The sequence below is a fragment of the Limnohabitans sp. 2KL-1 genome, from assembly GCF_003063435.1.
Lineage (GTDB): Bacteria > Pseudomonadota > Gammaproteobacteria > Burkholderiales > Burkholderiaceae_C > Limnohabitans_A.
In genome coordinates this window covers 21,989-47,961 of the sequence record NZ_NESL01000002.1, presented here as the reverse complement: position 1 = coordinate 47,961, position 25,973 = coordinate 21,989, and the positions used below count along the sequence as shown (strand labels likewise).

The 25,973-nt window shown below is 62.6% G+C and carries 28 protein-coding genes; 12 read left to right on the top strand and 16 right to left on the bottom strand.

Annotation, left to right across the window (positions count from 1 at the left end):
* Positions 1-11 precede the first annotated feature (11 nt).
* The 7 genes from B9Z47_RS04810 to B9Z47_RS04780 all read left to right on the top strand — a co-directional run bounded on the left by B9Z47_RS04810 (position 12) and on the right by B9Z47_RS04780 (position 6,446).
* Positions 12-815 (top strand): cobalamin-binding protein, encoded by an 804-nt coding sequence (locus tag B9Z47_RS04810; RefSeq protein ID WP_108330143.1) that lies wholly within the window; start codon positions 12-14, stop codon positions 813-815.
* Positions 808-1,836, top strand: coding sequence for an ABC transporter substrate-binding protein (locus B9Z47_RS04805; RefSeq protein WP_233253660.1), 1,029 nt, complete (start codon positions 808-810; stop codon positions 1,834-1,836). Before B9Z47_RS04810 ends, B9Z47_RS04805 begins: the two co-directional genes overlap by 8 nt.
* Positions 1,833-2,837, top strand: a complete 1,005-nt coding sequence (locus tag B9Z47_RS04800) for an iron ABC transporter permease (RefSeq protein ID WP_108330142.1) — start codon at positions 1,833-1,835, stop codon at positions 2,835-2,837. The genes B9Z47_RS04805 and B9Z47_RS04800 overlap by 4 nt, the downstream gene beginning before the upstream one ends.
* Complete coding sequence (locus B9Z47_RS04795) at positions 2,834-3,601, top strand: ABC transporter ATP-binding protein (RefSeq protein WP_108330141.1); 768 nt, start codon at positions 2,834-2,836, stop codon at positions 3,599-3,601. The genes B9Z47_RS04800 and B9Z47_RS04795 overlap by 4 nt, the downstream gene beginning before the upstream one ends.
* Positions 3,598-5,079, top strand: a complete 1,482-nt coding sequence (locus tag B9Z47_RS04790; RefSeq protein WP_108330140.1) for a cobyric acid synthase — start codon at positions 3,598-3,600, stop codon at positions 5,077-5,079. The genes B9Z47_RS04795 and B9Z47_RS04790 overlap by 4 nt, the downstream gene beginning before the upstream one ends.
* Before the next feature lie 10 nt (positions 5,080-5,089).
* On the top strand, positions 5,090-5,332 hold the full coding sequence (locus B9Z47_RS04785; RefSeq protein ID WP_108330139.1) for a glutaredoxin: 243 nt from the start codon (positions 5,090-5,092) through the stop codon (positions 5,330-5,332).
* Positions 5,333-5,462: 130 nt separating this feature from the next.
* The gene (locus B9Z47_RS04780; protein WP_108330138.1) at positions 5,463-6,446 is read left to right on the top strand and encodes a TauD/TfdA family dioxygenase; all 984 of its coding nucleotides are present in this window, start codon (positions 5,463-5,465) and stop codon (positions 6,444-6,446) included.
* A gap of 70 nt (positions 6,447-6,516) precedes the next feature.
* Here B9Z47_RS04780 and B9Z47_RS04775 read toward each other — a convergent pair whose 3' ends face one another.
* Genes B9Z47_RS04775 through B9Z47_RS04760 form a run of 4 tightly spaced genes read right to left on the bottom strand, consistent with a single transcriptional unit; the run spans position 6,517 to position 10,962 of the window.
* Positions 6,517-7,131: a DUF2894 domain-containing protein gene (locus B9Z47_RS04775; RefSeq protein WP_108330137.1), complete on the bottom strand. Its 615-nt coding sequence runs from the start codon at positions 7,129-7,131 to the stop codon at positions 6,517-6,519.
* Positions 7,128-7,787 carry an OmpA family protein gene (locus B9Z47_RS04770; protein WP_108330136.1) on the bottom strand — a complete coding sequence of 220 codons (660 nt, stop codon included), beginning with the start codon at positions 7,785-7,787 and terminating at the stop codon, positions 7,128-7,130. Before B9Z47_RS04770 ends, B9Z47_RS04775 begins: the two co-directional genes overlap by 4 nt.
* Positions 7,787-10,165 (bottom strand): DUF802 domain-containing protein, encoded by a 2,379-nt coding sequence (locus tag B9Z47_RS04765; protein WP_108330135.1) that lies wholly within the window; start codon positions 10,163-10,165, stop codon positions 7,787-7,789. Before B9Z47_RS04765 ends, B9Z47_RS04770 begins: the two co-directional genes overlap by 1 nt.
* Positions 10,162-10,962 carry a DUF3348 family protein gene (locus B9Z47_RS04760; protein WP_108330134.1) on the bottom strand — a complete coding sequence of 267 codons (801 nt, stop codon included), beginning with the start codon at positions 10,960-10,962 and terminating at the stop codon, positions 10,162-10,164. Before B9Z47_RS04760 ends, B9Z47_RS04765 begins: the two co-directional genes overlap by 4 nt.
* 252 nt (positions 10,963-11,214) lie before the next feature.
* Here B9Z47_RS04760 and B9Z47_RS04755 point away from each other — a divergent pair, with 252 nt between their 5' ends.
* Entirely contained in the window at positions 11,215-12,408 is a 1,194-nt protein-coding gene (locus B9Z47_RS04755) for a serine hydrolase (protein WP_158271618.1), read from the top strand.
* A gap of 10 nt (positions 12,409-12,418) precedes the next feature.
* Here the strand turns inward: B9Z47_RS04755 and nth are convergent, their stop codons facing one another.
* Complete coding sequence (gene nth, locus B9Z47_RS04750; RefSeq protein WP_108330132.1) at positions 12,419-13,060, bottom strand: endonuclease III; 642 nt, start codon at positions 13,058-13,060, stop codon at positions 12,419-12,421.
* 69 nt (positions 13,061-13,129) lie between these two features.
* Here nth and B9Z47_RS04745 point away from each other — a divergent pair, with 69 nt between their 5' ends.
* From B9Z47_RS04745 to B9Z47_RS04735, 3 genes are all read left to right on the top strand, one after another.
* Positions 13,130-14,326, top strand: coding sequence for a PLP-dependent aminotransferase family protein (locus B9Z47_RS04745; RefSeq protein WP_108330131.1), 1,197 nt, complete (start codon positions 13,130-13,132; stop codon positions 14,324-14,326).
* Positions 14,327-14,485: 159 nt separating this feature from the next.
* On the top strand, positions 14,486-15,283 hold the full coding sequence (locus B9Z47_RS04740; RefSeq protein ID WP_108330130.1) for an alpha/beta fold hydrolase: 798 nt from the start codon (positions 14,486-14,488) through the stop codon (positions 15,281-15,283).
* A gap of 10 nt (positions 15,284-15,293) precedes the next feature.
* Complete coding sequence (locus B9Z47_RS04735) at positions 15,294-15,515, top strand: DUF3820 family protein (RefSeq protein WP_108330129.1); 222 nt, start codon at positions 15,294-15,296, stop codon at positions 15,513-15,515.
* On the opposite strand, the gene B9Z47_RS04730 is transcribed toward B9Z47_RS04735, so the two are convergent.
* The 9 genes from B9Z47_RS04730 to B9Z47_RS18525 form a co-directional block, all read right to left on the bottom strand.
* The gene (locus tag B9Z47_RS04730; protein ID WP_108330128.1) at positions 15,516-16,334 is read right to left on the bottom strand and encodes a 2OG-Fe(II) oxygenase; all 819 of its coding nucleotides are present in this window, start codon (positions 16,332-16,334) and stop codon (positions 15,516-15,518) included. It abuts the gene before it with no gap.
* A 25-nt stretch (positions 16,335-16,359) separates the two neighbouring features.
* On the bottom strand, positions 16,360-16,779 hold the full coding sequence (locus B9Z47_RS04725; protein WP_108330127.1) for a VOC family protein: 420 nt from the start codon (positions 16,777-16,779) through the stop codon (positions 16,360-16,362).
* Positions 16,780-16,795: 16 nt separating this feature from the next.
* Entirely contained in the window at positions 16,796-17,098 is a 303-nt protein-coding gene (locus B9Z47_RS04720) for a c-type cytochrome (RefSeq protein ID WP_108330126.1), read from the bottom strand.
* The gene (gene gloA / locus B9Z47_RS04715; RefSeq protein ID WP_108330125.1) at positions 17,099-17,635 is read right to left on the bottom strand and encodes a lactoylglutathione lyase; all 537 of its coding nucleotides are present in this window, start codon (positions 17,633-17,635) and stop codon (positions 17,099-17,101) included.
* A 116-nt stretch (positions 17,636-17,751) separates the two neighbouring features.
* The gene (locus tag B9Z47_RS04710) at positions 17,752-18,123 is read right to left on the bottom strand and encodes a ribbon-helix-helix domain-containing protein (RefSeq protein WP_108330124.1); all 372 of its coding nucleotides are present in this window, start codon (positions 18,121-18,123) and stop codon (positions 17,752-17,754) included.
* Between the two features lie 53 nt (positions 18,124-18,176).
* A complete protein-coding gene (locus tag B9Z47_RS04705; RefSeq protein ID WP_108330123.1) occupies positions 18,177-19,745 on the bottom strand; it encodes a GMC family oxidoreductase in 1,569 nt (522 codons plus the stop codon).
* A gap of 48 nt (positions 19,746-19,793) precedes the next feature.
* Positions 19,794-20,420 (bottom strand): twin-arginine translocation signal domain-containing protein, encoded by a 627-nt coding sequence (locus B9Z47_RS04700; RefSeq protein ID WP_108330122.1) that lies wholly within the window; start codon positions 20,418-20,420, stop codon positions 19,794-19,796.
* 167 nt (positions 20,421-20,587) lie between these two features.
* Positions 20,588-21,328 carry a phosphoserine phosphatase SerB gene (gene serB / locus B9Z47_RS04695; RefSeq protein ID WP_108330121.1) on the bottom strand — a complete coding sequence of 247 codons (741 nt, stop codon included), beginning with the start codon at positions 21,326-21,328 and terminating at the stop codon, positions 20,588-20,590.
* A gap of 139 nt (positions 21,329-21,467) precedes the next feature.
* Positions 21,468-21,638 (bottom strand): hypothetical protein, encoded by a 171-nt coding sequence (locus tag B9Z47_RS18525; protein ID WP_158271617.1) that lies wholly within the window; start codon positions 21,636-21,638, stop codon positions 21,468-21,470.
* Between B9Z47_RS18525 and B9Z47_RS04690 the strand changes: the two genes are divergently transcribed.
* Positions 21,637-23,481, top strand: a complete 1,845-nt coding sequence (locus tag B9Z47_RS04690) for a hypothetical protein (RefSeq protein WP_146185752.1) — start codon at positions 21,637-21,639, stop codon at positions 23,479-23,481. The genes B9Z47_RS18525 and B9Z47_RS04690 overlap by 2 nt on opposite strands.
* A gap of 79 nt (positions 23,482-23,560) precedes the next feature.
* Here B9Z47_RS04690 and B9Z47_RS04685 read toward each other — a convergent pair whose 3' ends face one another.
* Both B9Z47_RS04685 and B9Z47_RS04680 read right to left on the bottom strand, forming a co-directional pair.
* The gene (locus B9Z47_RS04685) at positions 23,561-24,619 is read right to left on the bottom strand and encodes an alpha/beta fold hydrolase (RefSeq protein ID WP_108330119.1); all 1,059 of its coding nucleotides are present in this window, start codon (positions 24,617-24,619) and stop codon (positions 23,561-23,563) included.
* Positions 24,620-24,767: 148 nt separating this feature from the next.
* A complete protein-coding gene (locus B9Z47_RS04680) occupies positions 24,768-25,937 on the bottom strand; it encodes a pyridoxal phosphate-dependent aminotransferase (protein WP_108330118.1) in 1,170 nt (389 codons plus the stop codon).
* Positions 25,938-25,973: the final 36 nt, after the last annotated feature.

Sequence of the window (25,973 nt, the reverse complement as noted above, 5' to 3'; positions counted from 1 at the left end):
GGCCCCAGCCCATGCAAGACCTTTTGCCCCAACGCATCGTTTGCCTGACCGAGGAGACGACCGAGTGGCTGTACCTGCTGGGGCAGGAGGCGCGCATCGTGGGCATCTCGGGCTACACAGTGCGCCCGCGCCGGGCCCGTGAAGAAAAGCCCAAGGTCAGTGCATTCTTGAGCGCCAAGATCGACAAGATTCTGGCGCTCAAGCCCGATTGTGTTTTTGGGTTTTCGGACTTGCAGGCCGATATCGCCGCCCTGTTGATCAAGGCCGGTGTGCAGGTCACGGTTTTCAACCAGCGCAGCGTGCAGGAAATTTTTTCCATGCTGTACCAGGTTGCGGCCATGGTGGGGCAGGCTGAGCAGGGCTTGGTCAAGCTGCAGGCCATGCGTGCTGAACTGGATGCGATCGCGCAACGGGCTGCAGGGTTCAGACGCCGACCCAAGGTGTTTTTTGAGGAGTGGGACGAGCCCCACATCAGCGGCATTCGCTGGGTGTCGGAGTTGATGGGCATCGCAGGTGGCGATGACATTTTTCCCGAGTTGGCTGTGCAATCGCTGGGCAAAGACCGCATCATTGCCGACGGGCAAAGCATCGTTGACCGTGCGCCCGACATCATCATCGGCTCGTGGTGCGGTAAAAAGTTCCGTCCCGAAAAAGTCGCAGCCCGTCCCGGTTGGCAAGATGTGCCGGCCGTGCGCACCGGGCAGATTTTTGAAATCAAATCGGCCGATATTTTGCAGCCCGGGCCTGCGGCCTTGACCGATGGCGTGGCGCAGTTGCACCGCATTTTCAGCCAATGGCAAGCGGTCCATGGCTGAGTGTTTGCAAACTCGCATGGGCAGTTTGGCGACAAGCCAGGGGCTAACCCGTCGGCTGAACGATCGGGCTGAAGATCACACCGGCGTATCGACTTGCACATTCAAAACCGTGCTCAGGGCCGTGTTCGTTGTGTGCGTCTGTGTGCTGGGCTGGGTGCCAGCTGCACAAGCCCTCACCGTGCTCGACGACCGCCAGCACAAGGTCGAAATCACACAAGCCCCGCAACGCATCGTGAGTTTGTTGCCCTCCCTCACCGAAACCGTGTGTGCTTTGAATCAGTGCCACAAACTGGTGGGTTTGGACCGCTATTCCAACTGGCCCGAGTCGGTCAAGGCCGTGCCGCGTGTGGGCGGCGGGCTGGACCCTAACATTGAGCGCATCGTGTCGCTCAAGCCTGACTTGGTGTTGGCCGCCGGTTCGACGCGCGGGGCGGACCGTTTGCAAGCGCTGGGCCTGACGGTGCTGCGCCTGGAGCCGCGCAACCACGCCGACGCGCAAAGGGTGTTGCGCACTGTGGCCCAGGCCTTGCATGTGCCTGCGGCAGACAGTGACCGGGTTTGGCAAGGGATTCAGTTGGGCGTGCAGGCGGCCGTGCAATCGCTGAGTGCCCGTGCAAGGCAGCAGCGGGTTTATTTTGAAGTCAGCCCCGCGCCCTATGGCGCAAGTGAATCGTCTTTCATGGGCGAAACCCTCACGCGCATGGGGGTGGCCAACATTCTGCCTGCGTCGATGGGGCCATTTCCTCAGGTCAACCCCGAATGGGTGGTGAAGTCTCAGCCCGATGTGATCATGGCGGGAGACAGCAGCCGCGCCAGCATGCTGCAGCGCCCGGGTTGGAGCCGTTTGCGGGCCATGCAAGGCCAGCGCCTGTGCGTGTTCAAACCCGATGAATCGGACATGCTGGTGCGCGCCGGGCCGCGCATGGCCGAGGGCGCTCGGCTGATGGCCGACTGCCTGAACCGTGCTGCAGCCGAGGCACCGGTTTCTGCGGACAACCGACCCACCGAGGCAGTGAAATGAGTGCAAGTCCAAATGCACCCCGCTGGGCGCTGCTGCTGTTGGCTGTGGGTTGGGCTGTGGTTTTGTTGGGCACCGCCGCAGGCAGCCAAGGCTGGCAGGCCTGGTGGTTGGTAGACGCCGACCCGGTGTCGCGCCAGATCGTCTGGGACATCCGTTTGCCGCGCAGCTTGGGCGCTTGGTTGGGCGGGGCCTTGCTGGGCTTGGCCGGGGCGGTGGCGCAAGGCTTGTTTCGCAACCCGCTGGCCGATCCGTATTTGCTGGGCAGTGCTTCGGGCGCATCGTTGGGCGTGGGCGTTTATTGGAGTTTGTGGGGCGGCAGCGCCTGGGCCATGAGCGGCTGGTTGGGTCTGGGTCTGACGGGGGCGGCCTTTGTCGGGGCGGTGTTGGCGGTTGTGCTCACGCTGCTCTTGGCACGCGGCGTGCAGCAAACCTTGCGCTTGTTGCTGGCGGGTGTGGTCGTGGGGGTGGTGCTGGGCGCGGTGACGTCCTTGATCTCGCTGCTGCAGCCTCAGGTCTTGCAGGCCATGCAGGGCTTCATGCTCGGCTCGACCGCTTTTGTCAGTTGGAGCGCCTGCCTCACCCTGTCGGTGGTGCTGGTGCTTTGTGTTGCGTTGGCCTGTGCCTTCGCCCGCGTGCTGGATGCACTCACCTTGGGGGAATCCACCGCGCAGAGTCTGGGCGTTCCACTGGCTTTGGCGCGACTGGTGCTGGTGGGGGTGATTTCTCTGGCCACGGGCGCGGCGGTGGCGCACCTCGGTTTGGTGGCCTTTGTGGGTTTGGCCGCGCCGCATTTGGTGCGGTCGCTGGTGCGCTGCACCCATGCCTGGCGCTTGGGTTTGTCGGCGCTCATGGGCGGGGCTTTGCTGGTGCTGGCCGACGTGCTGGCCCGTGTGCTGTTCGCGCCGCAAGAATTGCCTGTGGGCGTGCTCACAGCGGTGCTGGGTGGGGGCTATTTGCTGTGGCGTGTCTACCGCGATGCCGACACCGGAGTCCGTGCATGACCGCCGCCCTGCAGACCCGGCAATTGAGCGCCACGCTGGGCGACAGGCGTGTGCTGAAAAACATCGACCTGCACATCACTGCGGGCCGCTGGACCTGTGTGGTGGGGCCCAACGGCGCAGGCAAGTCCAGCTTGCTCAAAGCCCTGGCGGGTTTGCTGCCGCACACCGGTCAAGTGTGGTGGCAAGGCCAGTCTCTGGAAAGCTTGCCGCGTCAGCAACGGGCCGTGCAACTGTCCTGGCTGGGGCAGGGTGAAACCAGCACCTTGGACCTGCGTGTGTGGGACGTGGCCATGCTGGGTCGTCTGCCGCACCAAGGCTGGCTGGATTCGCCCACGGCGCTGGACACGCAGATGGTCGAAGCTGCCCTGAAGGCCACCCAAGCCTGGGATTGGCGCGAGCGCACGCTGGGCGAATTGTCCGGCGGTGAGCGCCAACGCGTGCTGCTGGCCCGTGCCATGGCGGGCAACGCATCCATCATGCTGATGGACGAACCCCTGGCCAATCTGGACCCACCGCACCAGGTCGATTGGCTGGAGCAGGTGCATTGCCTGTTGGCGCAAGGCACCACTGTGGTCAGCGTGCTGCACGAGATCGGCATGGCCTTGCACGCCGACGACATCGTGGTCATGTCGCAAGGGCAGGTGTTGCACCACGGCGCTGGCCATGATGCCGTGACGCATGCCGCCATTGAAACCGTCTTCGATCACCGCATCCGCATCCACGCGCTCGATGGGCAGTGGGTGGTTTTGCCACGCAGCTCATGAGCGCACGTTGCATCATGGTGCTGGGCACAGCCAGCGGCGCAGGCAAAAGCTGGTTGACCACGGCGCTTTGCCGCTATTACGCCCGTCAAGGCCTCAAGGTCGCGCCCTTCAAGGCGCAGAACATGAGCAACAACGCCCGTGTGGTCACCAGTGCCAGCGGGTGGGGCGAAATTGGCAGTGCCCAATATTTTCAGGCGCTGGCGGCCATTGCCGAGCCCGACGTGCGCATGAACCCCTTGCTGCTCAAGCCCGAGGCCGACACGCGCAGCCAGGTGGTGTTGCTGGGGCAGGTGCACCCCGAGTTGACTGAAACCCCCTGGCGTGAGCGCAGCGAAAAAGTATGGCCGCCCATCGCTGCCGCGCTCGATGAGCTGATCGCCGACAACGATGTGGTCGTGATCGAGGGCGCGGGCTCACCCGCCGAGATCAACCTGATGGCCTGCGACATCGTCAACCTGCGGGTGGCCAGGCACGCGAATGCGCAATGCCTGTTGGTCACCGACATCGACAAGGGCGGCGCCTTTGCCCACCTGTATGGCACCTGGGCGCTGCTGCCGCCCGAAGACCAACAGCGCATTCGGGGTTTTGTGCTCAACAAGTTCCGGGGCGATGCCAGCCTGCTGTCCCCTGCGCCCGAGATGCTGCAGGCGTTGACGGGTGTGCCCACCGTGGCGGTGCTGCCGATGTGGTGGCAGCATGGCTTGCCCGAAGAAGACGGTGTGTTCGATGACCGCAGCCGCGCCAACGGGGCGGTGACCCAAACCGTGGCCGTGATCGCTTACCCGCGCATCAGCAACCTGGACGAGTTTCAACCGATCAAAAATGTGCCCGGTGTGCGTTTGCTGTGGGCGCGCAGCCCGGCCGACCTGGCGGGTCTGCAAGCGGGCGACTGGGTCATCCTGCCTGGCAGCAAGCACACCAGCAGCGACCTGGCTTGGCTGCGCCAGCACGGGCTGGACGCGGCCATTGCGCAACATGCGCAGCAGGGCGGGGCGGTGTTGGGCATTTGCGGCGGTCTGCAAATGCTGGGCGAAGCCCTCATTGACACCCACGGCATTGACGGCAACGCGCCAGGCTTGGGCCTGCTGCCTTTGGTCACCCAGTTCGCACCAGAAAAAACCGTGACCCGGACCGAGGCCCGCTTTGGCCAAGTGCACGGCGCGTGGGGCGCTTTGAGCGGGGTGGCGGTGAAGGGCTACGAAATCCACCACGGCCAGACGCAGGGCCACAGCGCCATGCTGGCGGGTGGTGCGGTGTTGCACGAGGTCATGCCCGGTCTGGCCTGGCAAAGCGGCAACGGCCAGGTGCTGGGCACCTATCTGCATGGACTGCTGGAATGCCCGGCGGTGCTGCATGCCCTGTTCGGCGCGCAGGCCCCTACGCTCGAGACGGTGTTCGATGGTTTGGCCGATTTTCTCGAACAACACATGGGTGTGACCGCCTTGAGCCAATGCATTCAAGCCCATGGCAATCGCTAGAATCTGACGCATGCAACTCAAAATCGTCGTCTATTCCAAGTCCGCATGCCCGCAATGCGAGTCCGTCAAGATGCTGCTCAAAACGCGCTCGCTTGATTTTGAAGAAATCAAAATCGATGGCGAAGCCGAGCGCATGGCTTTTTATGAGAAATGCGGACCCTCGGTCCGCCAGATGCCGCAGGTTTTCATCAATGACCAGCGCGTGGGTGGTTTGGCAGGCTTGCAAGCGGCGTTGACCCAATTGGGCCGCTGACTGGTCGCTGACCCGCCTACCCGGCAGGTCGCTGTGCGCCGCTGACCGTGGCTTTCTCCACAGCTTGGTGTCAAAGCCTGCCATTTGTCCAGGCGTGTCACAACCCGAATCTATCTCTTGGAGAACAAACATGAGCGTGATGATGACCTCCCCCATCACAGGTGCGGCCGCCTGGAAAGGCGGCGACATGGCGGGCGATACGTCCTGGCTGCATCTTTTGTCCTCCGAGGCGATTGCCGCCCTGGATGCCGCCTTGGCGCATGTGAAGGCACGTGGCCTGCGTTTTCCGGATTTCGGCAAGGATGATTTTCCTTTGGCCGGCGATGTGCTGAATTTGAAACAGCACAGCGACGAGCTGGAAAACGGCAGGGGTTTTCTGGTGCTGCGCGGCTTGCCTATTCACCGCTACAGCGAAGAAGACATCCAGATCATTTATTACGGCATGGGCCTGCACATGGGCACGCCGGTGCGACAAAACCCCAAGGGTGATTTGCTGGGGCTGGTGATGAACGTGGGTGATGTGACGAAGAAAACCACCCGCGTCTACGAAACCAACCTGTACTTGCCTTACCACTCGGACCCGTCCGATGTGGTGGGCCTGTTGTGCATCCGCAAGGCCAAGCAGGGCGGTCTGAGTTCTTTGGTGAGCGTGGCGGCGATCTACAACGAGATTTTGCAAAAGCATCCCGCGTACCTGGGCTTGTACTACCGCACCTGGTATTTCTCGCACCTGTGTGAAGACCTGCCCAGCCTGTCGCCCATCTTCAGCCACCACCAGGGCAAGCTCAGCTGCCGCTATTTGCGCCAGTACATCGAGCTGGGCCACGAGGTGCGCAATCTGCCCTTGTCCAAAGTCGAGATCGAGGCGCTCGATTTGTTTGACGAGATCATGCACCGCCCAGACTTCCGGCTGAGCATGATGCTGGAGCCCGGAGACCTGCAGTTTGCCAACAACTACGCGGTGCTGCACTCGCGCAACGAATTTGAAGACCACGGCGTGCACGAACTCAATCGCAAGATGCTGCGCCTGTGGGTCAAGATGCCCAACGCGCGGACTTTGGCACCCGAGTTTCCGGGTCGCAATGGTTTTCCTGCACCCGGCGTGGCGGCCTGACCCTGCTCAGGCAAAGCTTGGGCGGCAGGGCATCACACGCTTGCCACACGGCCATCCCGAGGATGGCCGTTCACTTTTCAGCTTTGCTGCTGGCCGTCTTTTTGGGCGCTGATTTGCCTTGACCGGCTTGATCCAGGCACAGCAAGGTGTCGATGTAGCCCATGAACCGGTTCAGGTAATCCGGTGAAATGTCGCGCATCAGGCCCAGCGAACGCAACACCAGCATGTGCGAGTTGATCGGGCCTGCATTTTGCGGGGCCTGGGCGATGGCCTGAGAGACCTGTTTGTGCACACGGATCTTGCCCAGTTGCTGGCGAAACTGCTGGATGTGCGGGCTCTCGGTTCGCCAGTTGGCGGGCTTGCCACCCGGGGTGTTGGGGCTGTCCTGCGCCATGTCGCGCAGCAGCGTGGCCAGTGGCGAGGGCGTGGCCGATGGGGCTGTGCTTGCGTTGGTGAGGGCGGCCTCTTGCATCCGCGTTTGCATCCGCGCTTGGAAGTTGACCAACGCCTGGCGCAGTTTGCCTTGGAGCAGCAGTTGGGCCGAGCCCGGTGATGCGCGGCTGCGTGCGGCCAGCGTCTGCATGTAGTGCCAGCCCACTGGGTCGTACTGAGCGGCACCACGGGCCTGCAACGCGGCCAGCAGGTCCTCCATGGGCTCGGCTCCGGGCATCGGCGCTTCGGTCATGGCGGCGTGGCCTTTGGCGTGCGGGGCGCGGTGGCGTTGCTGGTTTTGGGCACGGGTGCTATTTCCACGCGGCGGTTTTGGGCACGGGCTTTTTCGCTGGTGTTGGTCACCAGCGGTTGCTCCTGGCCAAAAGCGGCGGCAAACAGCATGGACGAGGGCATGCCCTCCTCGATCAAGGTGCGCGTCACCGTCAAGGCGCGTTGTGCGGACAGTTCCCAGTTGTCTTCGAATTGTCGGTTGCGACTCTTGATGGACTGGTCGTCGGTGAAGCCGCTGACCATCAGCATTTCGTCGCGCGTTTGCAGGTAACTGCGCAGCGGCAGCACCAGGCTTTTGAGCAGCTGGCGGCCTTGGGGTTCGAGCTTGTCGGAGTTCAACTCGAACAGCAGCTTGCCGCTGATGCCGATGCGCCCATTGTTCAGCGTGATGCGGCCGCTGGCCAATGGAATGGCCAGGGCCTGTTCCAGCGACAAGCGTTTTTGCTCTTCCACCTGGCGCTTTTGCACCTCGTCTTCGAGCTGGGAGGCCATGTCCAGCTGCGCCGCCATCACGCCCACCAGCAGCAGCACAAAGGCCCCAAGCAGACCGGTCATCAGGTCGGCAAACGAGATCCAGGTCGGGGCGCTGGAATCGACGTCGGCGTCGTGCTCCAGCATCAGACGGCCCCTTCGGTGGCCATGGCGGCCCGGCTTTGCAAGCTGTCCAGCACGTCCTTTTGAGAGCTGATGCTCAGGTCGATGATTTCGCGGGCCTGCGCCACGTAATAGGCCAGTTGTTCATCGCTGCGCGTCATGGATTTGTCCATGGCTTGTTCGATGCGCTGCAAATGGGCCATGAGTTTTTCGTTGGTCTCGGTGAACGAGCGCACCGCAAAACCGAAGGTCTCGCCCAGGCTGGCCACGTCCACCGCGCTGGCGGTGACTTGGGCGGCGATGTCGCCCAGCTTGGCCGACTCGGTGCTCACCTGTTCGATGAACTGGCTGTTGGCCTGACTCAAGGTGGCCGCTGACGAGCTGACCAGCGCGTCGATCACGCTGCGCTGCTCGGTCGAGGCGTGGTTGATGGCATCCAGCAAGGTGCTGAGCGTTTGCAGGATGCGGGTGCGCTCATCGAGCAAGGCGTTGTCACGCGCCACGCTGACCGAGATTTCCTGGCGCAGCTGGCCAATGACTTCGGCGGCGGCTTTGGGTGCTTCGGAGGCGGTCTCGATCAGGCGGGTGATTGGGTCTTCCAGCGCTGTGCCCAGCGTGCTCAGGTGCGCCGTCACGGCGGTTTGCAATTCGCCCAGCCGGGCCACGGCCGCCTGGCCGCGTGCGTCTTCCGCATCGCGCAGGGCCGACAGTTCGGTGCGCAGCAAGGCGCTCAGCTCTTGCGCTTGCTGGCTGTGTTGGGCGGCCCATTGCGCTTCGGAGGCGATGCGCGCGCGCACCAGCTCTTCGCTGCTGGCCATGAGGCGGGTGACTTCGGCCAGGGTGTGCGTGGCTTGCGCTTGCGTGTGGGTGCTGATGTCTTGTGCGGTGCGGGTCAGGGTGTCACAAATTTCTTGCTGCTGGGCCAGGGTTCTGTCGCCCGATGTTTGCCACTGGCTTTGCAGCGTTGTGGCCAGCTTGTCGAGTGCATCACGCCAGGCGTTCAGGCGCTGCTGGTCGCTGCTGGCTTGCTCGGTTTGCACCCGCTGAATGTCGCCCAATGTCTGCTGGGCCTGGGTTTGCACCTGCGCCGTGATGGTTTGCGCAGTCTCGGTGAGCGTGTCGCAAATGGCTTGCTGCTGGGCCAGGGTCTGCGTGCCCGAGGCTTGCCATTGTTCGCCCAGCGCGGCGGCCATGCTGTGCAGCGAGGCTTGCCACGCGTCCAGCCGCTGCTGGTCGGCGCTGCTTTGCTGTGCGTGTTGGGCTGCGTAGGCGGTGTTCACCGAGGTCACCAGTGCTTCAGCGCGTTGCGCAAAGGTCTGGTTGAAGCCCTCCAGTGTCTGGCCCACGCGCGCCACCATGTCGGTGCTGGCGGCTTCGTGTCGGCTGAGGGCTGCGCTGTAGCTGTGGGCCACGCCTTGGGCGGTGGTGCTTAATTGGGCATGGAGTTCGCCCAATTGCTGTTGCGTGTTGTGCAGCAGTTGCGCGTTCAGGCTTTGCGCTTGCTCGGCCAATTTCGCCATGGTGGCTTGCACCAAGGGACGGATGCCGTCACTGGCCACTTGCATGCTCTGGCTCAGGCTGGTGCGCAGCGACTGGTCCACCGATTGCGCCAGGCCGGTGTAGGCGCTGTGCACTTCTTGGTGAAAGCTTTGCTGGTTGGCCAGCAGCCGTTCGTTGATCTGCTGGCTGGTTTGCGCCATCTGGGCCATCAAGTTCTGCAGTTGTTGCACCACCTGGGGTAAGGCTTGCGCCTGTTGCTGCAAGGCCTTGAAGGTTTCCTGCCGCTGGTGCGTGAGCGAAAAGCTGCGCAGGCTGGTGGCGATGAGCGTGTCCAGCAGCTGGCCAGCCTGAGCACGCTCGCGCCGGGCCAGGCTGCTCATCAGGCCCAGCATGGCCGAGGTGGCCACGCCCGCCACCGAGGTGCCAAACGCCAAGCCCAGGCCCTTGATGGGTTCAGCAAATGCGGCCCGAATGCCCGCCACGTTGCTGGAGCCTTCCAGCGCAAACACCGCGCCATTGAGCGTGACCACCATGCCCAAAAACGTGCCCAGCATGCCAAGCATGACCAAAAGGCCTACCAGATAAGGCGTGAGGGCTGGACCCGGCAGGCCTGTGCGTTCACCTTCCACGCGCTGGCGCACCGGGTTGTGCAAGCCCGAGGGCAGGGTGATCAGCCAGTCATTCAGGTTTTGCAGGTCTTGCGGAATCTGGACCAGGGCTTGGCTCAGGGCTGCGGTGGCGGCGCGGTATTGGCGCAGCTCCATGGCACCAAAAACATAGACCGCGCCAATGATGGTGGCCATGCTCAGAACCAGCGGGTGCGAGGTGGCCACAGCGGCCGCCACCCAGACGACCGCCAAGGCGCCAAGGAAGAAGGCGATGGGAAAGGAATAGCGTTTCATTGTTCTTGTGGGGTTTGAGATTCAAAGGCTTCTAAAAGTGCGAGCGTGGGTTGCAGCCGTGTGTCCAGTTCGGCGAGCAAGGCCGTGCGCAGGGTTTGCCGAAAAGCCATGAGCCAACTGCCGGGATTCACGGCGGTGCTGGCGGCATGGGCTGCCTCGGTGGTGACCAGGGCATGGGCTTCGGCTTGCTGCTTGATGTGTTGCTTGACCGCTTGTGCAAAGCCTTTTTCGAGCAGTTTGGCCACTTTGCCCAGCAGCATGGCTTCGCGTTCACCGAGGATATTTTCAAACGCCGCGTCCAGTGTGGCCAGTTGCTGCAGCGGGCCTGGGCATTTGCCCAGTTGCCCACGCACCTGCGAGCGCAAGCTGTGCAGGCTAGTTTCCATTTGCCGCTGATGCGCCGCATGAAAGCGGCGGTAGGGCTCGTAAGCGGTTTTGGGCTCCAGTGGCTCGTCGAGTGTGGGCGGCGGCATGTCGATGCGCGCCAGGCCCGAACCAGTGGGCGCACCTTGTTGGATGGATTGCTCCAGTTGGGCGCGCACTTTCTCGGCGTGTCGTCGCAGCGCTTGGGCGCTCATCGTGGCGGCGCGGCGCACCTGCGCTGGCGTGTCGTGGGGCGTGGCCTGCTCGGGGTGGAGCACGCCGTGCAAGGCGATGGCCTGGCGAAAGTTCAGCCAGTCGCCCAGTTGTTGCCCAACATCTTGCTGGGTCTGGGCAGCATTCAACATGGCGTTTTCGGTCAGAAAGCGCGTGAGCCGTGAGCTGTTGAAGGGGGCACGCGCGGGGGCTTGCGTCATAGGTTCAATCGGAGCCATGCCCTTCGTCGGGTAAAGGCTGCTCCTTGGGGGCGATCAAGTGGGCGGGGAGGTGGGGACGGAGTGATTGAATGGGCTGCTTTACGCTGCGCCGTCGCTTGCTGATTTTACCTTTTCAAGCCAGGCTCCCCGTGTCATGATTTCATGTTGGATGGGCTTTTAAAAATGAATTCAAAAGGTCGTATTTTTCCGCTGTGGCTGGCTGTTTTGGCCCTCTTGGGAGGGATGGGCGCCATGCCAGCCTGGGCCGAACCCGACGAAGAGGCCCTGGGCAAGCCGCTGGGTTACCCGATGGGGCCGCGCTGGTCGGCCATGGAAAACCGGGTCGGGTCCTGGTCCGCTCTGCACCGGGTGCCGGGTGTCTTGACGCAAACGGTGTCCAAAGGGCAAGCGGTCTGGCCACTGTCCAAGGCCGCTGAGCCCCCACTGATCCAGTACCGCTTTCGCAACATCGGATACACGCTGGACGAGTATCTGGAGCGGCGGCGCATCACGGGTTTGTTGATCCTGAAAAATGGTGAAATTGTGGCTGAGCGCTACCGTTACGGGCGCACCGAAGACGCCCGATTTTTGTCTTTTTCCATGGCCAAAAGCGTCACCTCCATGTTGATCGGGACGGCGCTGGAACGCGGTGTGATCGCTTCGCTGGATGAGCCCGCAGGGCAATACGCGAAAGACCTGGCGGGCAGCGCCTATGGCGACACGCCGATCCGGCATTTGCTGCGCATGAGTTCGGGCGTCACCTTCACCGAGCGCTACGACGGGCAGGATGACGTTTCCAAACTCTCGTACAGCTTTGCCACCGGCAGCCCCTCGGTGGTCAGTGTGCTTCGGTCGTTTTCAAACCGCCACAGCCCTTCGGGCCAGAAGTTTGTGTATGCCAGTGCCGAAACCGAAGTGTTGGGCCGGGTGCTGACAGCCGCCACCGGGCGCAGCATGGCCGATCTGACCAGTGAGTGGCTTTGGAAGCCGATGGGCGCGGAACAAGACGCTTTCTGGTGCCATGGCCGTGACCGTCAGGCGGGCGCTTATTTTTGCTTCAATGCCAGCTTGCGGGACTGGGGCCGCCTGGGTGCGCTGATGGCCAACGACGGCAAAGTGGGGGATCGGCAAATCGTGTCTGCCGAATATCTGCGCGATGCCACCGAGGTGTCGCGCCAGCCTGCGGCGTTTGCACCGTACAAGGCCACGCCCTATTTTGGCTATGGCTACCAGTTCTGGCTGCACCCTTTGAAAGAGCGCAGTTTTGCTTTTCAGGGGGTGCATGGGCAATCGGTGTTTGTGCAGCCGGCCACCGGCATCGTGATGGTGCAAACCGCCGTCTATGCCCAGGCCAGTGGTTACCAGGACCCTGAGCCCTATGCCGAAAGGACGGCTTTGTGGATGGGCGTGCTGAAGTCTTTGGGCGGGCGAACGGAACGCTACTGAAGCGAGCGCTTCAGCCTTGAGCGGGTGTTTTGGGCTCAAAGTCGCAAAACGCCGCCACCGCGCACTGCCCGCACAGGGGTTTGCGGGCCTGGCAGACATAGCGCCCGTGCAGGATCAGCCAATGGTGCGCATCCACCAAATATTGGGCCGGGATGCGTTTGAGCAGCTTTTGTTCGACTTCCAAAGGCGTTTTGCCCGGGGCCAGGCCCGTGCGGTTGCCGAGGCGAAAGATGTGCGTGTCCACCGCCATGGTCGCCTCGCCAAACGCCGAGTTCAGCACCACATTGGCGGTTTTACGGCCGACGCCGGGCAGGGCTTCGAGTGCTTCACGGGTGCGGGGCACCTGGCCGCCGTGTTGCTCCACCAAAATGCGGCAGGTTTCCATCAGGTGCTTGGCCTTGCTGCGGTACAGACCGATGGTCTTGATGTAGCTCTCCAGCCCCTCCAGCCCCAGGTCCAAAATCTTTTGCGGCGTGCCCGCCACCGGGAACAGCTTGCGCGTGGCCTTGTTCACGCCCACGTCGGTGGCCTGGGCCGACAGCAGCACGGCGGCCAGCAGCTCGAACACGCTGGTGTATTCCAGCTCGGTCACGGGCATGGGGTTGGCGGCTTGCAGCGTGGCAAAAAAAGAGTCGATTTGTGCGGGCTTCATGGCGTTGAAAAGTGGGTGTGCAGAAGTTGGCAAAATGTGGGCCAATTCAACCCGGGAAGATACACCACCATGTCTTTGCAATTTGCCGATCGCCTGAACAACGTCGAAACCTCCGCCATCCGTGAGCTGTTCAAGCTCTTGGGCAAGCCGGGCATCATCAGTTTTGCGGGCGGCTTCCCGGACAGCGCCATGTTTGACGTGGACGGCATCCGAGAAGCCAGCAACGCGGCCCTGACGCAAGACCCCGGCGCGGCGCTGCAATACGGCGCGACCGAAGGCTTTGGCCCGCTGCGTGAGCAACTGGCCCACTTCATGGCCCAAAAGGGTGCCCAAGACGTGACTGCCGACCAGCTGATCGTGACCACCGGCAGCCAGCAGGCGCTCGATTTGATCGGCAAGACCATGATCAGCCCCGGCGACAAGGTGATCGTGGAAGGCCCGACCTTTTTGGCCACCATCCAGTGCTTTCGCCTCTACGGTGCTGAGCTCATCAGCGCCCCGGTGGACGGTCACGGCGTCAAAACCGACGAACTTGAAAAGCTGATCGCCGAGCACAAGCCCAAATTTGTGTATTTGATTCCCACCTTTGGCAACCCCAGCGGTGCCTTGCTCAGCGCCGAGCGCCGCCGCCAAGTGCTCGAGATGGCGGTCAAACACCAGACCCTGATCGTCGAAGACGACCCTTATGGCGATTTGTATTTTGGCGAAACACCACCGCCCAGCTTGCTGGCCATGAGCGCATCGGTGCCCGGCAGCCGCGAGCTGCTGGTGCATTGCGGGTCGCTCTCTAAAGTGCTGTCGCCCGGGCTGCGCGTGGGCTGGATGATCGCCCCCGCCGAGTTGCTGGCCCGCGCCACCATGTGCAAGCAGTTCAGCGACGCCCACACCAGCACCTTTGCCCAGGCCACGGCCGCGCAATACCTGTTGGCGGGCCGCATGCCTGCCACCTTGGACAAAGTGCGTGCTGTGTATGCCAAACGTGCCCAAACCATGGGCGACGCACTGCGCCGTGAGCTGGGTAATGCGGTGGAGTTTGTGCAGCCCCAAGGCGGCCTGTTCGTCTGGGCGCGCCTGACGGGTGCAGGCGGCAAGGTGGCAGACGGCAACGTGTTCGCCAAACGCGCCATCGACAACGGCGTGGCCTTTGTGCCCGGCACGCCGTTTTTCTGCGCCCACCCCGACCACGCCACCTTCCGCCTGAGCTTTGCCACGGTGGGCGAAGACAAGATCCTTGAAGGCGTGGCGCGTCTGGCCAAGGCGCTGTGATCCTTGTCTTGTAGAAGCCCACCCCGTGGGCGATTGCTTGGTGTGTTTGCATGCCATCGCCCGCGGGGGTGGTCTCCAACAAATCCACCACGGGCGATCAGCCCACGCGCCCCTCAAACCGTCGCCCAAAGGCTTGGGCTCATCCAAACTCAAACCCACATGTCCACCGAACTTTGCATCGAAGTCAACGGCACCGAGGTCTGGCTGCAAGGGCAGGGTGACGAAGTCATCCTCATGCTGCACGGCTGGCCCGATACCCGCGCCTTGTGGAACGGCACGGTGGCCGCGCTTCAGGACCGCGCCATCTGTGCGCGCCTGACGCTGCCGGGTTTTGAAAGCGGCCCTGCGGCCACCAGCTTGGGTGACATGTGTCAGCTTCTTCGCCAGATCGTGGACCGCATCAGCCCGGGCCAGCCCGTGACGCTGATGCTGCACGACTGGGGCTGCATTTTTGGCTACGAATTTGCCATGTACCACCCTGAGCGCGTGGCCCGTGTGGTGGCGGTGGACGTGGGGGACCACAATTCGGGTGCCTTGTTGCGCAGCTGGGGCGTCAAGGAAAAGTTATCGGTGATGGGCTACCAGGTGTGGCTGGCCTTGGCCTGGAAAATCGGCGGCAGTCTGGGCACCCGCATGACCCGCGCCATGGCCCGCGGGCTGCGTTGCCCGACGGCGCAAGAGAACATCACCCACAAGATGAACTACCCCTATGCCATGCAGTGGTTCGGCACGGCGGGTGGCTTCAAGGGTGCGGCGCAAATTCAGTTGCCCATGCCACTGCTGTTTGTCTATGGCGAGCGCAAGCCCTTCATGTTCCATTCGGCCCGATGGCTGGAAAAAGTCGCAGCCACGCCCGGCAGCGCGGTGCAAGGCTTGCCGTGCGGGCATTGGGTCATGATCTCGCGGCGTGAGGCCTTCCATGCCCGGGTGCGTGAATGGCTCTGGGGCAGGGCTTGAGGATTTCGCCATGAAACCCGAAGACCTGGAAAAACTGGTCAGCATGCCCATGCCTTTTGGCAAACACAAGGGCACGCTGATCGCCGACCTACCCGGCAACTACCTCAACTGGTTTGCCCGTGAGGGTTTTCCCAAAGGCGAGGTGGGTCAGCTTTTGCGGCTGATGCAAGAGATCGACCACAACGGGCTGAGCGATTTGCTCAAACCCTTGCGTGCGGCCCGGCGCGGCTGATCACTCCTGCCCGTACATGATGTTGATGCGGGCGACATATTTGGACGCCCCGGCACCGACCTGACGGCCCTCGTGCACCACCGAGTCGGGGCCAAAGCCGTGCCGGAAAAACACCGCCGAGCCTTTGCGGGGCAACACATCGACCCAGGAGCCATCGCGCCGGAACAAACGGGTGCAACCGCCGCTCACGCCGTCTTCCGGGCCATTGAGGTAGAGCACCATGGTCAGGCCCGAGTGCACGCTGTCGCCCCATTGCAGCATCCGGCGGCGGTCTTCGCTCAGGCTGTAGCCGGGCCATTGTCCGTCCACATGGCGGTTGAAGACATCGTCGGCGTCGTAGCGGTACATGTTCAGGCGCTGGCTGAGCAGGCCGTACAGGGGCTGACCGTCGATGGCGGGCGGCAGCAGGTGCCGCATGCGGGCCATCAGCGGATCGAGCAAGCGGTCGTCGGCCACCCAATGCACCGATTTGTTCATGCGCATGCCAGGTGGGGTGTTGATGCCGGGCGCTTCGTCGCGGTAGCCCATCAGTTCACTGGCGGTGACGATGGCGTCGGCTTCTTCGGGTGTGAGCAGATCCGATATTTCAAACGCCAGCAAGTCACCGAGTTCCATGTCGCTGCGGACCGGTTTCAGGCTGGTTTGTGTTTTCAGTTGCAGGGCGCGGGGGCTGCTGCTAAAGGCGTGGATGGGGGTCATGGGCACCACACCGCCCATGGGCAAGGAGCCGGGCATGTAGGCCACGGCCCAATGGTGGGGCCAGTCGGGATGGCCTTGCTGGCTGGCGGTGTCCCAAGCGGGCGAGACGGTACAGGTCATGGGTGGGGGTCCTCTAAGAGCGGCTTCACCACTGGCCGATGTTGGGCATGGAGACCCAGGGTTCGACCGGTGGCTGGGGGGTGCCGCGTTGCAGCAATTCGATGGAAATCTGGTCGGGTGAGCGCACAAAGGCCATGTGGCCATCGCGGGGCGGGCGCACGATTTGTACGCCGTGGTCCAGCAGCCGTTGGCAGGTGGCATAAATGTCGTCCACGGCGTAGGCCACATGACCAAAGTTGCGCCCTTGCGTGTAGCCGGTTTCGTCCCAGTTGTGCGTCAGTTCGATCTGCGCCTGGCTGTCGCCGGGCGCGGCCAGATAGACCAGGGTGAAGCGCCCGGCGGGCACGTCAAATTGGCGCAGCACTTGCAGGCCCAGTGCATCGCGGTAAAAGCGCAGTGAAGTGTCCAGGTCCGCGACCCGGACCATGGTGTGCAGGTATTTCATGGTCGGTGAGCGGCGTTCACTTGGATTTGAGCACCCAAAGCGCCAGCTTTTGGGCATCGGCTGCAGGCAGTTGGCCTTGAGGCGGCATGGCCATCTGGCCCCATTTGCCCGAGCTGCCCTGGCGAATGCTTTGGATCAGCTGGTCCTTGGCATCTGCTTGATCGGCATATTTGGCGGCCACGTCCTTGAATGCAGGTCCGACCAGGGCACTGGCCATGGCGTGGCAGCCCGTGCAGCCATTTTTCTTGGCCAGCGCTTCATTGGCCCAGCCCTGGCCGCTCAGCAGCAGACCGGATATCAAAAGCAGTGCGGCTTTCATTCAGCGCCCCAGTTGTTTGAGCAAATCGGGCTGGACGATTTCGATCCAATAGCCGTCGGGGTCTTTGATGAAAGCGACGTCTTTCATCTTGCCTTGATCTGGTCGCTTCACATAGGTCACCTGGTTCTCGTCAAACCAGGCCACGGCGGCGGCCAGGTCGGGCACCGAAAAACAGATGTGACCAAATCCCTGCGGCTGGGCGTTGCCATCGTGGTATTTGAATTCGGGGTCGTTTTCCGTGCCCCAGTTGTGGGTCAGCTCCAGAATGCCGCGCTGGCTGAAGGTCCAGGCGGTGCGCTCGCCCTCGTCATCTGGTGCCGACTCGGTGTCGGCTTGGCGGTGCAAAAAGTACAGCGAGAACTTCATCTCGGGGAAGTCCAGCTTGCGCAGCACCCGCATGCCCATGATGCGGGTGTAAAAGTCAAGACTGACCTCAGGGTCCTTGATGCGCATCATCGCGTGGTTGAAGACAAAGCCGCGTGTGGGTTCGGGCGTGCTGGCGCTCACGCCGGGATGGGATTCTGTGTGAAAGCTCATGTCAAGTTCAGAAGTTGAAAAATCAAGGGAACCGCTGTCGCGCGTGCTGTGAACAGTGCGTGACAAGACCTCTGGAGACCGCTCGGTTCTCCAGGTCAAAGCAGTGAAAAGATGGATTACCTGCCCACTGCCGCCAGCATCTTTGGGGGCGCGATGGCCCCCCCAGCGCGTGCGGTGATGGGCATGGCCACCTGGGGCGGCGGGTTGAGTTGCTTTTCCAGGTTCATCATCGAGCGGTGCAGGTAACGCATGCTGGTGACCCGCAAGAACGATGCAAAGTTGGGCACCTCCCCCCGGTGCGCCAGGATTTCTTCGTGAAATTTGGCGATCAGGGCGTTGGTGGTGCAGCCTTCTTCTTCGGCCATTTCGGCCAGGATGTCCCAGACCATGTTTTCCAGTCGGATGCTGGTCAACACGTTTTTGATGCGCACCGTGCGTGAGCGTTGCTCATACTGGATGGGGTCAGCTTTGACAAAATATTCACACATGGCGCGCTCCTGCGGCTAGAACAATCTGGGACATCTTGGGTGGCGCTTTCAGCTCAAAGCGCTTTTTCGGTCATCAATTTGGCGATCTGATCGGCTTGGCGAATGGCCAGCGTCACGATCGTCAAAGTGGGGTTTTCTGCGCCGCCAGTGGTGAACTGGCTGCCGTCGCTGACAAACAGGTTGCTGATGTCGTGCGATTGTCCCCATTTGTTGACCACGCCGTCTTCGGGTCTGGCGCTCATGCGACAAGTGCCCATGTTGTGGGTGGACGGGTAGGGTGGCGTGCGGAAAGTCTTGATGGCCCCGGCCGCGTTGTAGATGCGCTCGGCCTGTGTGAAGGCGTGGTTGCGCATGGCGATGTCGTTGTCATGGTCGTCAAAGTGGACGTTAGGCGCGTAGTTGCCGTACTGGTCCTTGACGTTCTTGTTGAGTGTGACGCGGTTGGTTTCGCGAGGCATGTCTTCGCCCACCAGCCACATGCCGGCCAGGTTGGTGTAGTGGTCCATCCACCAGGAAAATTCAGGGCCCCAGCCACCAGGGTTCAGGAAGGCGGCCATGAAGGGGATGCCCAGCGACAGGGTTTCCAGCTCGTAACCGCCCACAAAGCCCCGGCTGGGGTTGTGCGCCGCTTCGTCGCGCACGATACCGGCCATGGTGGTGCCGCGGTACATGTGGACCGGGTTCTTGAAGGCGGCATACACCGAGCCGGTCATGTGGCGCATGTAGTTGCGGCCCACTTGGCCAGAGGAGTTGGCCAAGCCGTCCTTGAACTTGCTGGACTCCGACATCAAGAGCAGGCGGGGCGTTTCGATGGCGTTACCGGCCACACAAACCACGCGGGCTTTTTGGCGTTGCTCTTTGCCGTCCTTGTCAAAGTAGACTACGCCGGTCACTTTGCCTGCGGCGTTGTGCTCGATGCGGGTGACATGCGACTGCGGGCGCAGCTCAAAATGGCCGGTGGCTTCGGCACGCGGAATCTCGGTGTACAGCGTGGACCATTTGGCACCGCTTTTGCAGCCCTGGAAGCAAAAACCCAGCTGCATGCAGCGGCCGCGGCCGTCGCGGGGTTGGCTGTTGATCGCCATGTTGCCGGTGTGCACTTCCTTGTAGCCGAGCTTGGTGGCCCCGGCGTGCATGACCTTGAAGTTGTTGTTGCCCGGCAGGCCGGGGATGCCGTTGGTGCGGGTCACGCCCATTTTGTTTTCGGCTTTGGCGTAGTAGGGGGCCAGCTCGTCCAGCGTGACGGGCCAGTCCAGCAGGTTGGCACCGGCCACGTTGCCGTAAACGGTTTTGGTGCGGAACTCATGCTCTTGAAAGCGCAGTGAAGCCCCGGCCCAGTGGGTGGTGGTGCCACCCACGGTTTTGCAGATCCAGGCAGGCAGACCGGCAAAGTCTTTGGCCACGCGCCAGGAGCCCGAAGTGGTTCGGGCGTCCAGCCAGGCCAGCTGGCTGAACGACTTCCATTCGTCGTTGATGAACGATTCTTGCGATTGGCGTGCGCCCGCTTCGAGCGACACCACCTTGATGCCTTTTTGGCAGAGTTCGTTGGCCAATGTGCCGCCGCCTGCGCCTGAACCAATGATGACGACCACGGAGTCGTCATTGAAATCAAATTTAGCCATGTCAATCCTCTGTATTCTGTGGGGGGTCTATGCGATGTGCAGCCGGTATCAGCCCATGAAGGGCGGTGGGCTGGCTTCTTTGGACGGGGCAGGCAACCATTTGAGGTCTTGAAAGCCCCGGGTGATGTAGCCGCCTTTTTCCCAGGCCGAGCCGGGGTAGCCGAACACCGCATAGGCCATGTCGTTGTCATACAGCGATGTGACACACTGACCGCGCACGGTGGCAAAGAACGCTGTGCCTTCCATGCTCAGTACCAATTCGTATTGCTGCTTGGCGCTGGCCTTGGCAAAGTTGCCGCCAGTGGATTTGTTCAGGTAGGCCACGCCGTCTTGAAGCATCTTGGCCGCACCTGCGTCACCTGCAGCTTTGGCGTCCAGGTCTTTGGACAGCAGCGCATAAACCGCGTCGGGCAGTTTTTTGTGGGGGAACAACACACGGCCCATGGCCATCAGGGTCTGGCCCTCGGCGGTGGAGAGTTTCTTCAGTTCCAGCGCCCAGGCGGTGGACGGGGCCAGGGCCGCGAGCATGGAGCCCGAAGCGAGGGTGCCAAACAGCAGGCCGGACCCCTTGAGGAAGTCGCGGCGTGCCAAAGGCATGTTGACTTTGCGGACGACGCCGCTTTCTTCGTCGCAGCCAGCGGCTTCAACGTTCTGGGTGATGGGGATGACGCGCATGAAAGTCTCCGTTGATTTGGATGTCTTTGCAGGCTTTGCAAAGGACGGATCCAGTATTTCAGCGGAGGCCGGGCAGCGGGTGATAGCTGGCTACTTACAAACGGCCAAACCCTCAGGGTTAACGCGGGGAATCAGTCGCGCACATGACTGATTCGCTGTTCAATGCATCAGGGTTTGACGACTTCCAGCAGGCGGTCGAGTCCGCCTTCGTTGATGGCCACCATGGCTTGCTCACGCACCTTGGGTTTGGCGTGGTAGGCCACCGACAGACCCCCCGCTTCAGTACAGACGCCCATCATGGGCAGATCGTTCGCGCCGTCGCCCATGGCGATGCATTCGTGCGGTTCGATGCCCAGCAGGGATGCCACTTCGAGCAAGGTGCGGCGTTTTTCTGCGCCATCGCAAATGTCGCCCCAGCTTTGCATGACCAGGCCCCCGGTCAGCTCGCCATTGACAATTTCCAGCCGGTTGGAACGGGCGAAGTCGATCTTCAAGCGGTCTTTGACGCGGTCTGCAAAGAAAGTGAAGCCGCCCGAGACCAGCAGCACTTTCATGCCCGCCTTCTGGCAGGCCGCAATCAGATCTGCTGCGCCGGGGTTGATCTTCAGGCGCTCGGTGTAGACGCGTTCCATGTCGGCCAGCGTCACGCCCTTGAGCAGCGCCAGACGGCGGCGCAGGCTGTCCTTGAAATCGGTGATCTCGCCGCGCATGGCCGCTTCGGTGATGGCCGCCACCTCGGCCTTGCGGCCCACGGCATCGGCGATCTCGTCCACGCACTCGATGCTGATGAGCGTCGAATCCATGTCAAACGCGATGAGCTTGAACTGGGACAGTGCCAAGGGGGCGGTGAAGCCTTGAATGGCAAGGCCGGGGGCGAAATGGGTGGCGGTGGCGGTGGCGGTGGTCATGGGGTGGGGAAAAGTTGAAATGGAAACAGGTTCAGGTCAGCCAATTTTGCACTGGAAGCGCGCTGTTTCTCGGGCATGCGTTTCTCGGGCAAGCGCTGCATGGGCAGCTGGCCCATGTCTCACGCATGGCCCGACCTGTTCAGTCGGTCAGGTGCTGCGTCCTTTCTGTGCCGGGCAAACCAAACAGTATCCGCAGCTTGGCCAGACCGACGACGGGCCGGGTGTGTGCTTTTGCGCTCTTGCTGGCGGCGGTCTTCACGCTGAACGAGGCCCCATGGGGGGCGGCGCATGAGAAGATCGCCCGATCCATGAATGCAGTCAACACATCTTCTCAGCCGCCCCTGTCCCCTGGCCTGCAAGGCACTGCGCCCGATTGGGGCGCCATTTGGCAGGGCCTCGATGCCGAGCTGCTGGCGTACTTGAAAAGCGCCGTGCAGGCCATGCCCGAGGGCGATTTGGTGGCGGGTGCAAAAAAGATGCCCGAGCTGATGCAGGGCCTGAAACAAGACAAGCCCAACACCGATTTGTTGCGCCAGCGCGTGCTGGCCAAGATGCAGCTCAAAACATTGCCGCCCCTGATTTTGGAACTGCTCAGAAGCGCGAGCTTGTCGGAGCCGCTGGTGTCGGTGTTGAGCGACAAGGCCATTGAGCTGGGTTTGTCGGCCTTGATGCAGCGCTTTGGCCGGGTACCGGTGCTGGCGGCGATGGGGCTCGATGAGCGCGAGTCGGTCCGTGCACTGGCCCAATCCCATCTCGAATCCAGCACCCAAGCCAGTGCCAAGGGCATCGCCAAGACCGGCAAACCCAAGGCAGAGGAGACCTTCAAACAGCGCTTCAAGCCTTTGCTGACGTTGCTGCAGCCGGTGTTGGCAGATTTGCCTTACGAGCCGCCTGCATCCCGCCTGAACCTGCGCCAGGCACCAGCGCCCGCAACCGCGCAGCCCCAAAGCCGCGAGCAGGCGGAGCGCGAGATCCGGGCCAGCCCCTTGTTCAAACAGGTACAGCGCGAGCGCAACGAGTTGCAAGACGAGCGCGATGGCCTGCTTCGCCAGCGAGACAAGCTGAGCAAGGACGTGCAAGCGCTGGACGAACAGTTCAAGGCCGTGCGTGCGCGGCTGACCGCCGCCGAGGGCGATTGGCGTGTGCGGGTGGCGCAGGGCATTGCCGATGGCTTGAACAAGCGCATGGCCCCATGGCTCATGGCCAGCGAGGCGTTGGCCTTGCCCGTGTCAAACCCGTCTGATCCACTGGATCGGGCGCGGCAGTTGTTGGCGCGGCAGGCGCAGGAGGACAAGCGTTACGGCACGCGCAGCGCCGTGGGTCAGCAATTGGCCGAGGCGCAGCGATTGCTCGCAATGCTGCAAGAGGCGCAGGCCGAGGCTTTACGGCCTTTGCCTCAGCTGGGCGAGGAGCAGCGTGCGCTGGCCAACCACATGGAGGCCTTGCAGGCGCGGCTGGTCCAAACCTCGATTCAGCCCACGCGCCAGCCCGTTCGGCAGCTGGGACAGGCGTTGCTGGCCATCCATGACATGGACGAGCTGCAGGAGAAAAAGCGCGAGGTCGAGCGCAGCATGTCCGCCGAGGCCTGGAGTCTGGCGATGTGCCAGCAGGCCTACGATTTGCTGGACAGGCGGGCGATGCAGATTTATGACCTGCACCACCCGGTCAGCGGGGTGCTCAAGGACGAGCACCCGCCCGTCACGCCCAAGCAGCATTTTGAGCACGGGCTGCGCCATGCGCGACCGATCCGCCTGATCATCGATGGGCACAACCTGCTGCCCAAACTCAAGCCGCTGATCGGGGCCGAGTATTTTTCTGCCACACAGGGGCCCAATGCGCGGGCGCGGGCTTTGCTGATCGAGCGGGTGCGGTTGATGACCGACCTGCACCCTTTGCTGAGCGCCGACATCTTGTTCGATGGCCCGGATGACCAGCATTGGAGCGAGACCGAAAGCCTGCGGGTGTGGTTTTCTGGCGGCCAAGGCAACGACCGGGCGGACGGTCGCATTTTGGAGAGTTTGCAAGCGCAACGCTATCAAGGTCAGGATGTGGCCTGTTTTGTGGTCACCGAGGACCGTGATTTGCGGCTCAAATCCCAGGCTTTGAAGGCCATGGTGGTCTCGCCCCTGGAGATGTGGGCCATGGTGTATTGAGTCTGCTGCATGGAGCCTGTGGCGGCGCGGCCTCAGTCGGTGTTCTCTGTGACCATTTTGAGCGCGGTCACCAGGGTGCTCACGGGCGTTTGGCGCACACCAATTCTTGCGCCTGTGGTGAGTTTTGGCGTCGGGCCACTGGACTTTGCTGCAGCCACTGGTGCACGTCTTGCAGCACTTCGCGGGTTTGCAGCTGGCGCGTCAACAGGTGCCAGCCTTCGGGGTAGACCACAAAGTCCAGCGCAGCACCGGGGGCACTTGCAGCGTTCAGGCGTGTGAGCCAATCGCACACAGGGGCGGGCGGGATGATGCGGTCGCGCAAGCCGTACAGTACCAGGCTGCGCTGCGGGGGGTGTTGGCTCAGGGTCTGGGCGCGGCCCATGAGGGTGGTCACCCCGGCCAGGCTGCTGACGCGGGTGGCCTTGATGAACAGCGGGTCGCGGCTGAGGTCGCGCGAGACAGCGGGGTCGTCAGTCGGGGCGATGCCCAGCGATGGCAGCCCGCGTCCGGTCAACGTCATGTCCGGGACGATGGCGTTCATGAATTGCAGGCTGAGCCGCTGGTACCAGGGCATGCTGTGGGCACCCCAGACAGCAGGGGCCTGCAGCACGATCTGGTCGGCCACCAGGCCAGGCGATTCAGCAGCCGCCACCCACACCAGGGCACCGCCCATGCTTTCGCCCACCACCGTCAGCGGCAAACCGGGGTGCCGAGCGCGAATTTGCGCGGCGATGTGGCGCAGGTCGGCCAGCAGCGCATCCGATCCGGCCCAGATCCCGGGCTGGGGATTGGCCCCGAAGCCGCGTTGGTCATAGGCGTAGACCGTGGCATGGAGCTGTGTGGCCAGGTGTTGCGCCAAGGGCTCGAATGCCTTGCTGTAGTCGTTGAAGCCGTGCACGCCGAGCACGATGTGCCTTGGATTGGGCGTGGCCCACAGGCGTCCGGCCAGGCTTTGGCCGTCTGGCAGATCAAAGCGTGTGGGGCTTGCGGGGATCGGATGGGCGGGGAGGATGCTGTCGGATGTGCGCGGTGCGGCCGCTGGTAGGGTGGGTGCCGCGCAGCTGGCCAGCAAGCCCAAGCTGGCCATGACCATGAACAGTGGGATACGAAGGCGGGGTGCAAAGCGTGAAGGTGTCATGGGTATGCGAGACAGGTGCCGGGGTGTGCAGGTGGCGAGGGGTGCAGGCGGTCATCCGGGGGCGTCAAGGCGGGTCATGCGGGCGACTTCGGTTGCCACCTGTTCTCGCAGGCGGGTCGGGCCTGCGACCGAGCCGCCACCCGCAAGATCAAAGCCCTTTGAGCTTGTCCAGCGCCGCCAGCAGCGTTTCGTCTTTCTTGGCAAAGCAAAAGCGGATGACTTTCTGGTCGAAGCCGTTGCCATAGAACGCCGACAGCGGGATGGCGGCCACACCGATCTCGGCAGTGAGCCATTGGCAGAAGTCGGCTTCGCTCAGGTTTTTTTCGGGCACCTTCAGGTCTGAGATGTCGACGCACTGGAAGTAGGTGCCTTCGCCGGGCAGCAGCCTGAAATGCGTTTGCGCCAGGCCCTGGCGGAACAGGTCGCGCTTGCGCTGGTAAAAGGCGGGCAGCTCCAGATAAGGCGCAGGGTTGGCCATGTAGCGTGCCAGGCCGTGTTGCATGGGGGTGTTCACGGTGAACACCATGAATTGGTGCACTTTGCGGAACTCGGCGGTGTAGGCCGCTGGGGCGGCCACAGTGCCCACTTTCCAGCCGGTCACATGGTAGGTTTTGCCAAAGCTCGACACGATGAAGGCGCGGGCGGCCAGGCCTTCAAAGTGCGCGGCGCTCCAGTGTTGCAGCGGGGCATAGACCATGTGTTCGTACACCTCGTCGCTGATGAGCACGATGTCGGTGGGGGCCAAAATCTCCTGGAGGGTCAGCATCTCTTGCCGAGACCAGACCATGCCGCTGGGGTTGTGCGGCGAGTTGATCAGGATGGCGCGGGTGCGCGGGCTGATGGCGGCGCGGATCTTGTCAAAGTCGGGCCGGAATGTGCCGGGTGTCAGGGGCACGCGCACCACTTGGCCACCCGCGAGTTCGATGTTGGGCACGTAGCTGTCATAGCAGGGTTCGAGCACGATGACTTCATCGCCCGGGTGCACGATGGCCAGGATGATGGTCAAGATGGCCTGGGTGGCACCGGCCGTCACGGTGATTTCGCTGACCGGGTCGTAGTGGCGGCCATACAGCGCTTCGATTTTTCTGGAGACGGCTTCACGCAGGGGGGCCACGCCGGCCATGGGCGGGTACTGGTTCAGCCCTTCTTGCATGGCGTCGTTGACCAGGCTCAGCAGGTGGGGGTCGGCACCAAAGTCCGGGAAGCCTTGGCCCAGATTGACGGCTTTTTTCTCGGCGGCCAGTGCCGACATGACGGTGAAGATGGTGGTGCCCATGTGGGGCGCTTTGGAAACCAGGCTGGGGGTGCGTGCAGTCATCGTGCAAGTAGGATCAGGGGGTTGAACAAACGGTGT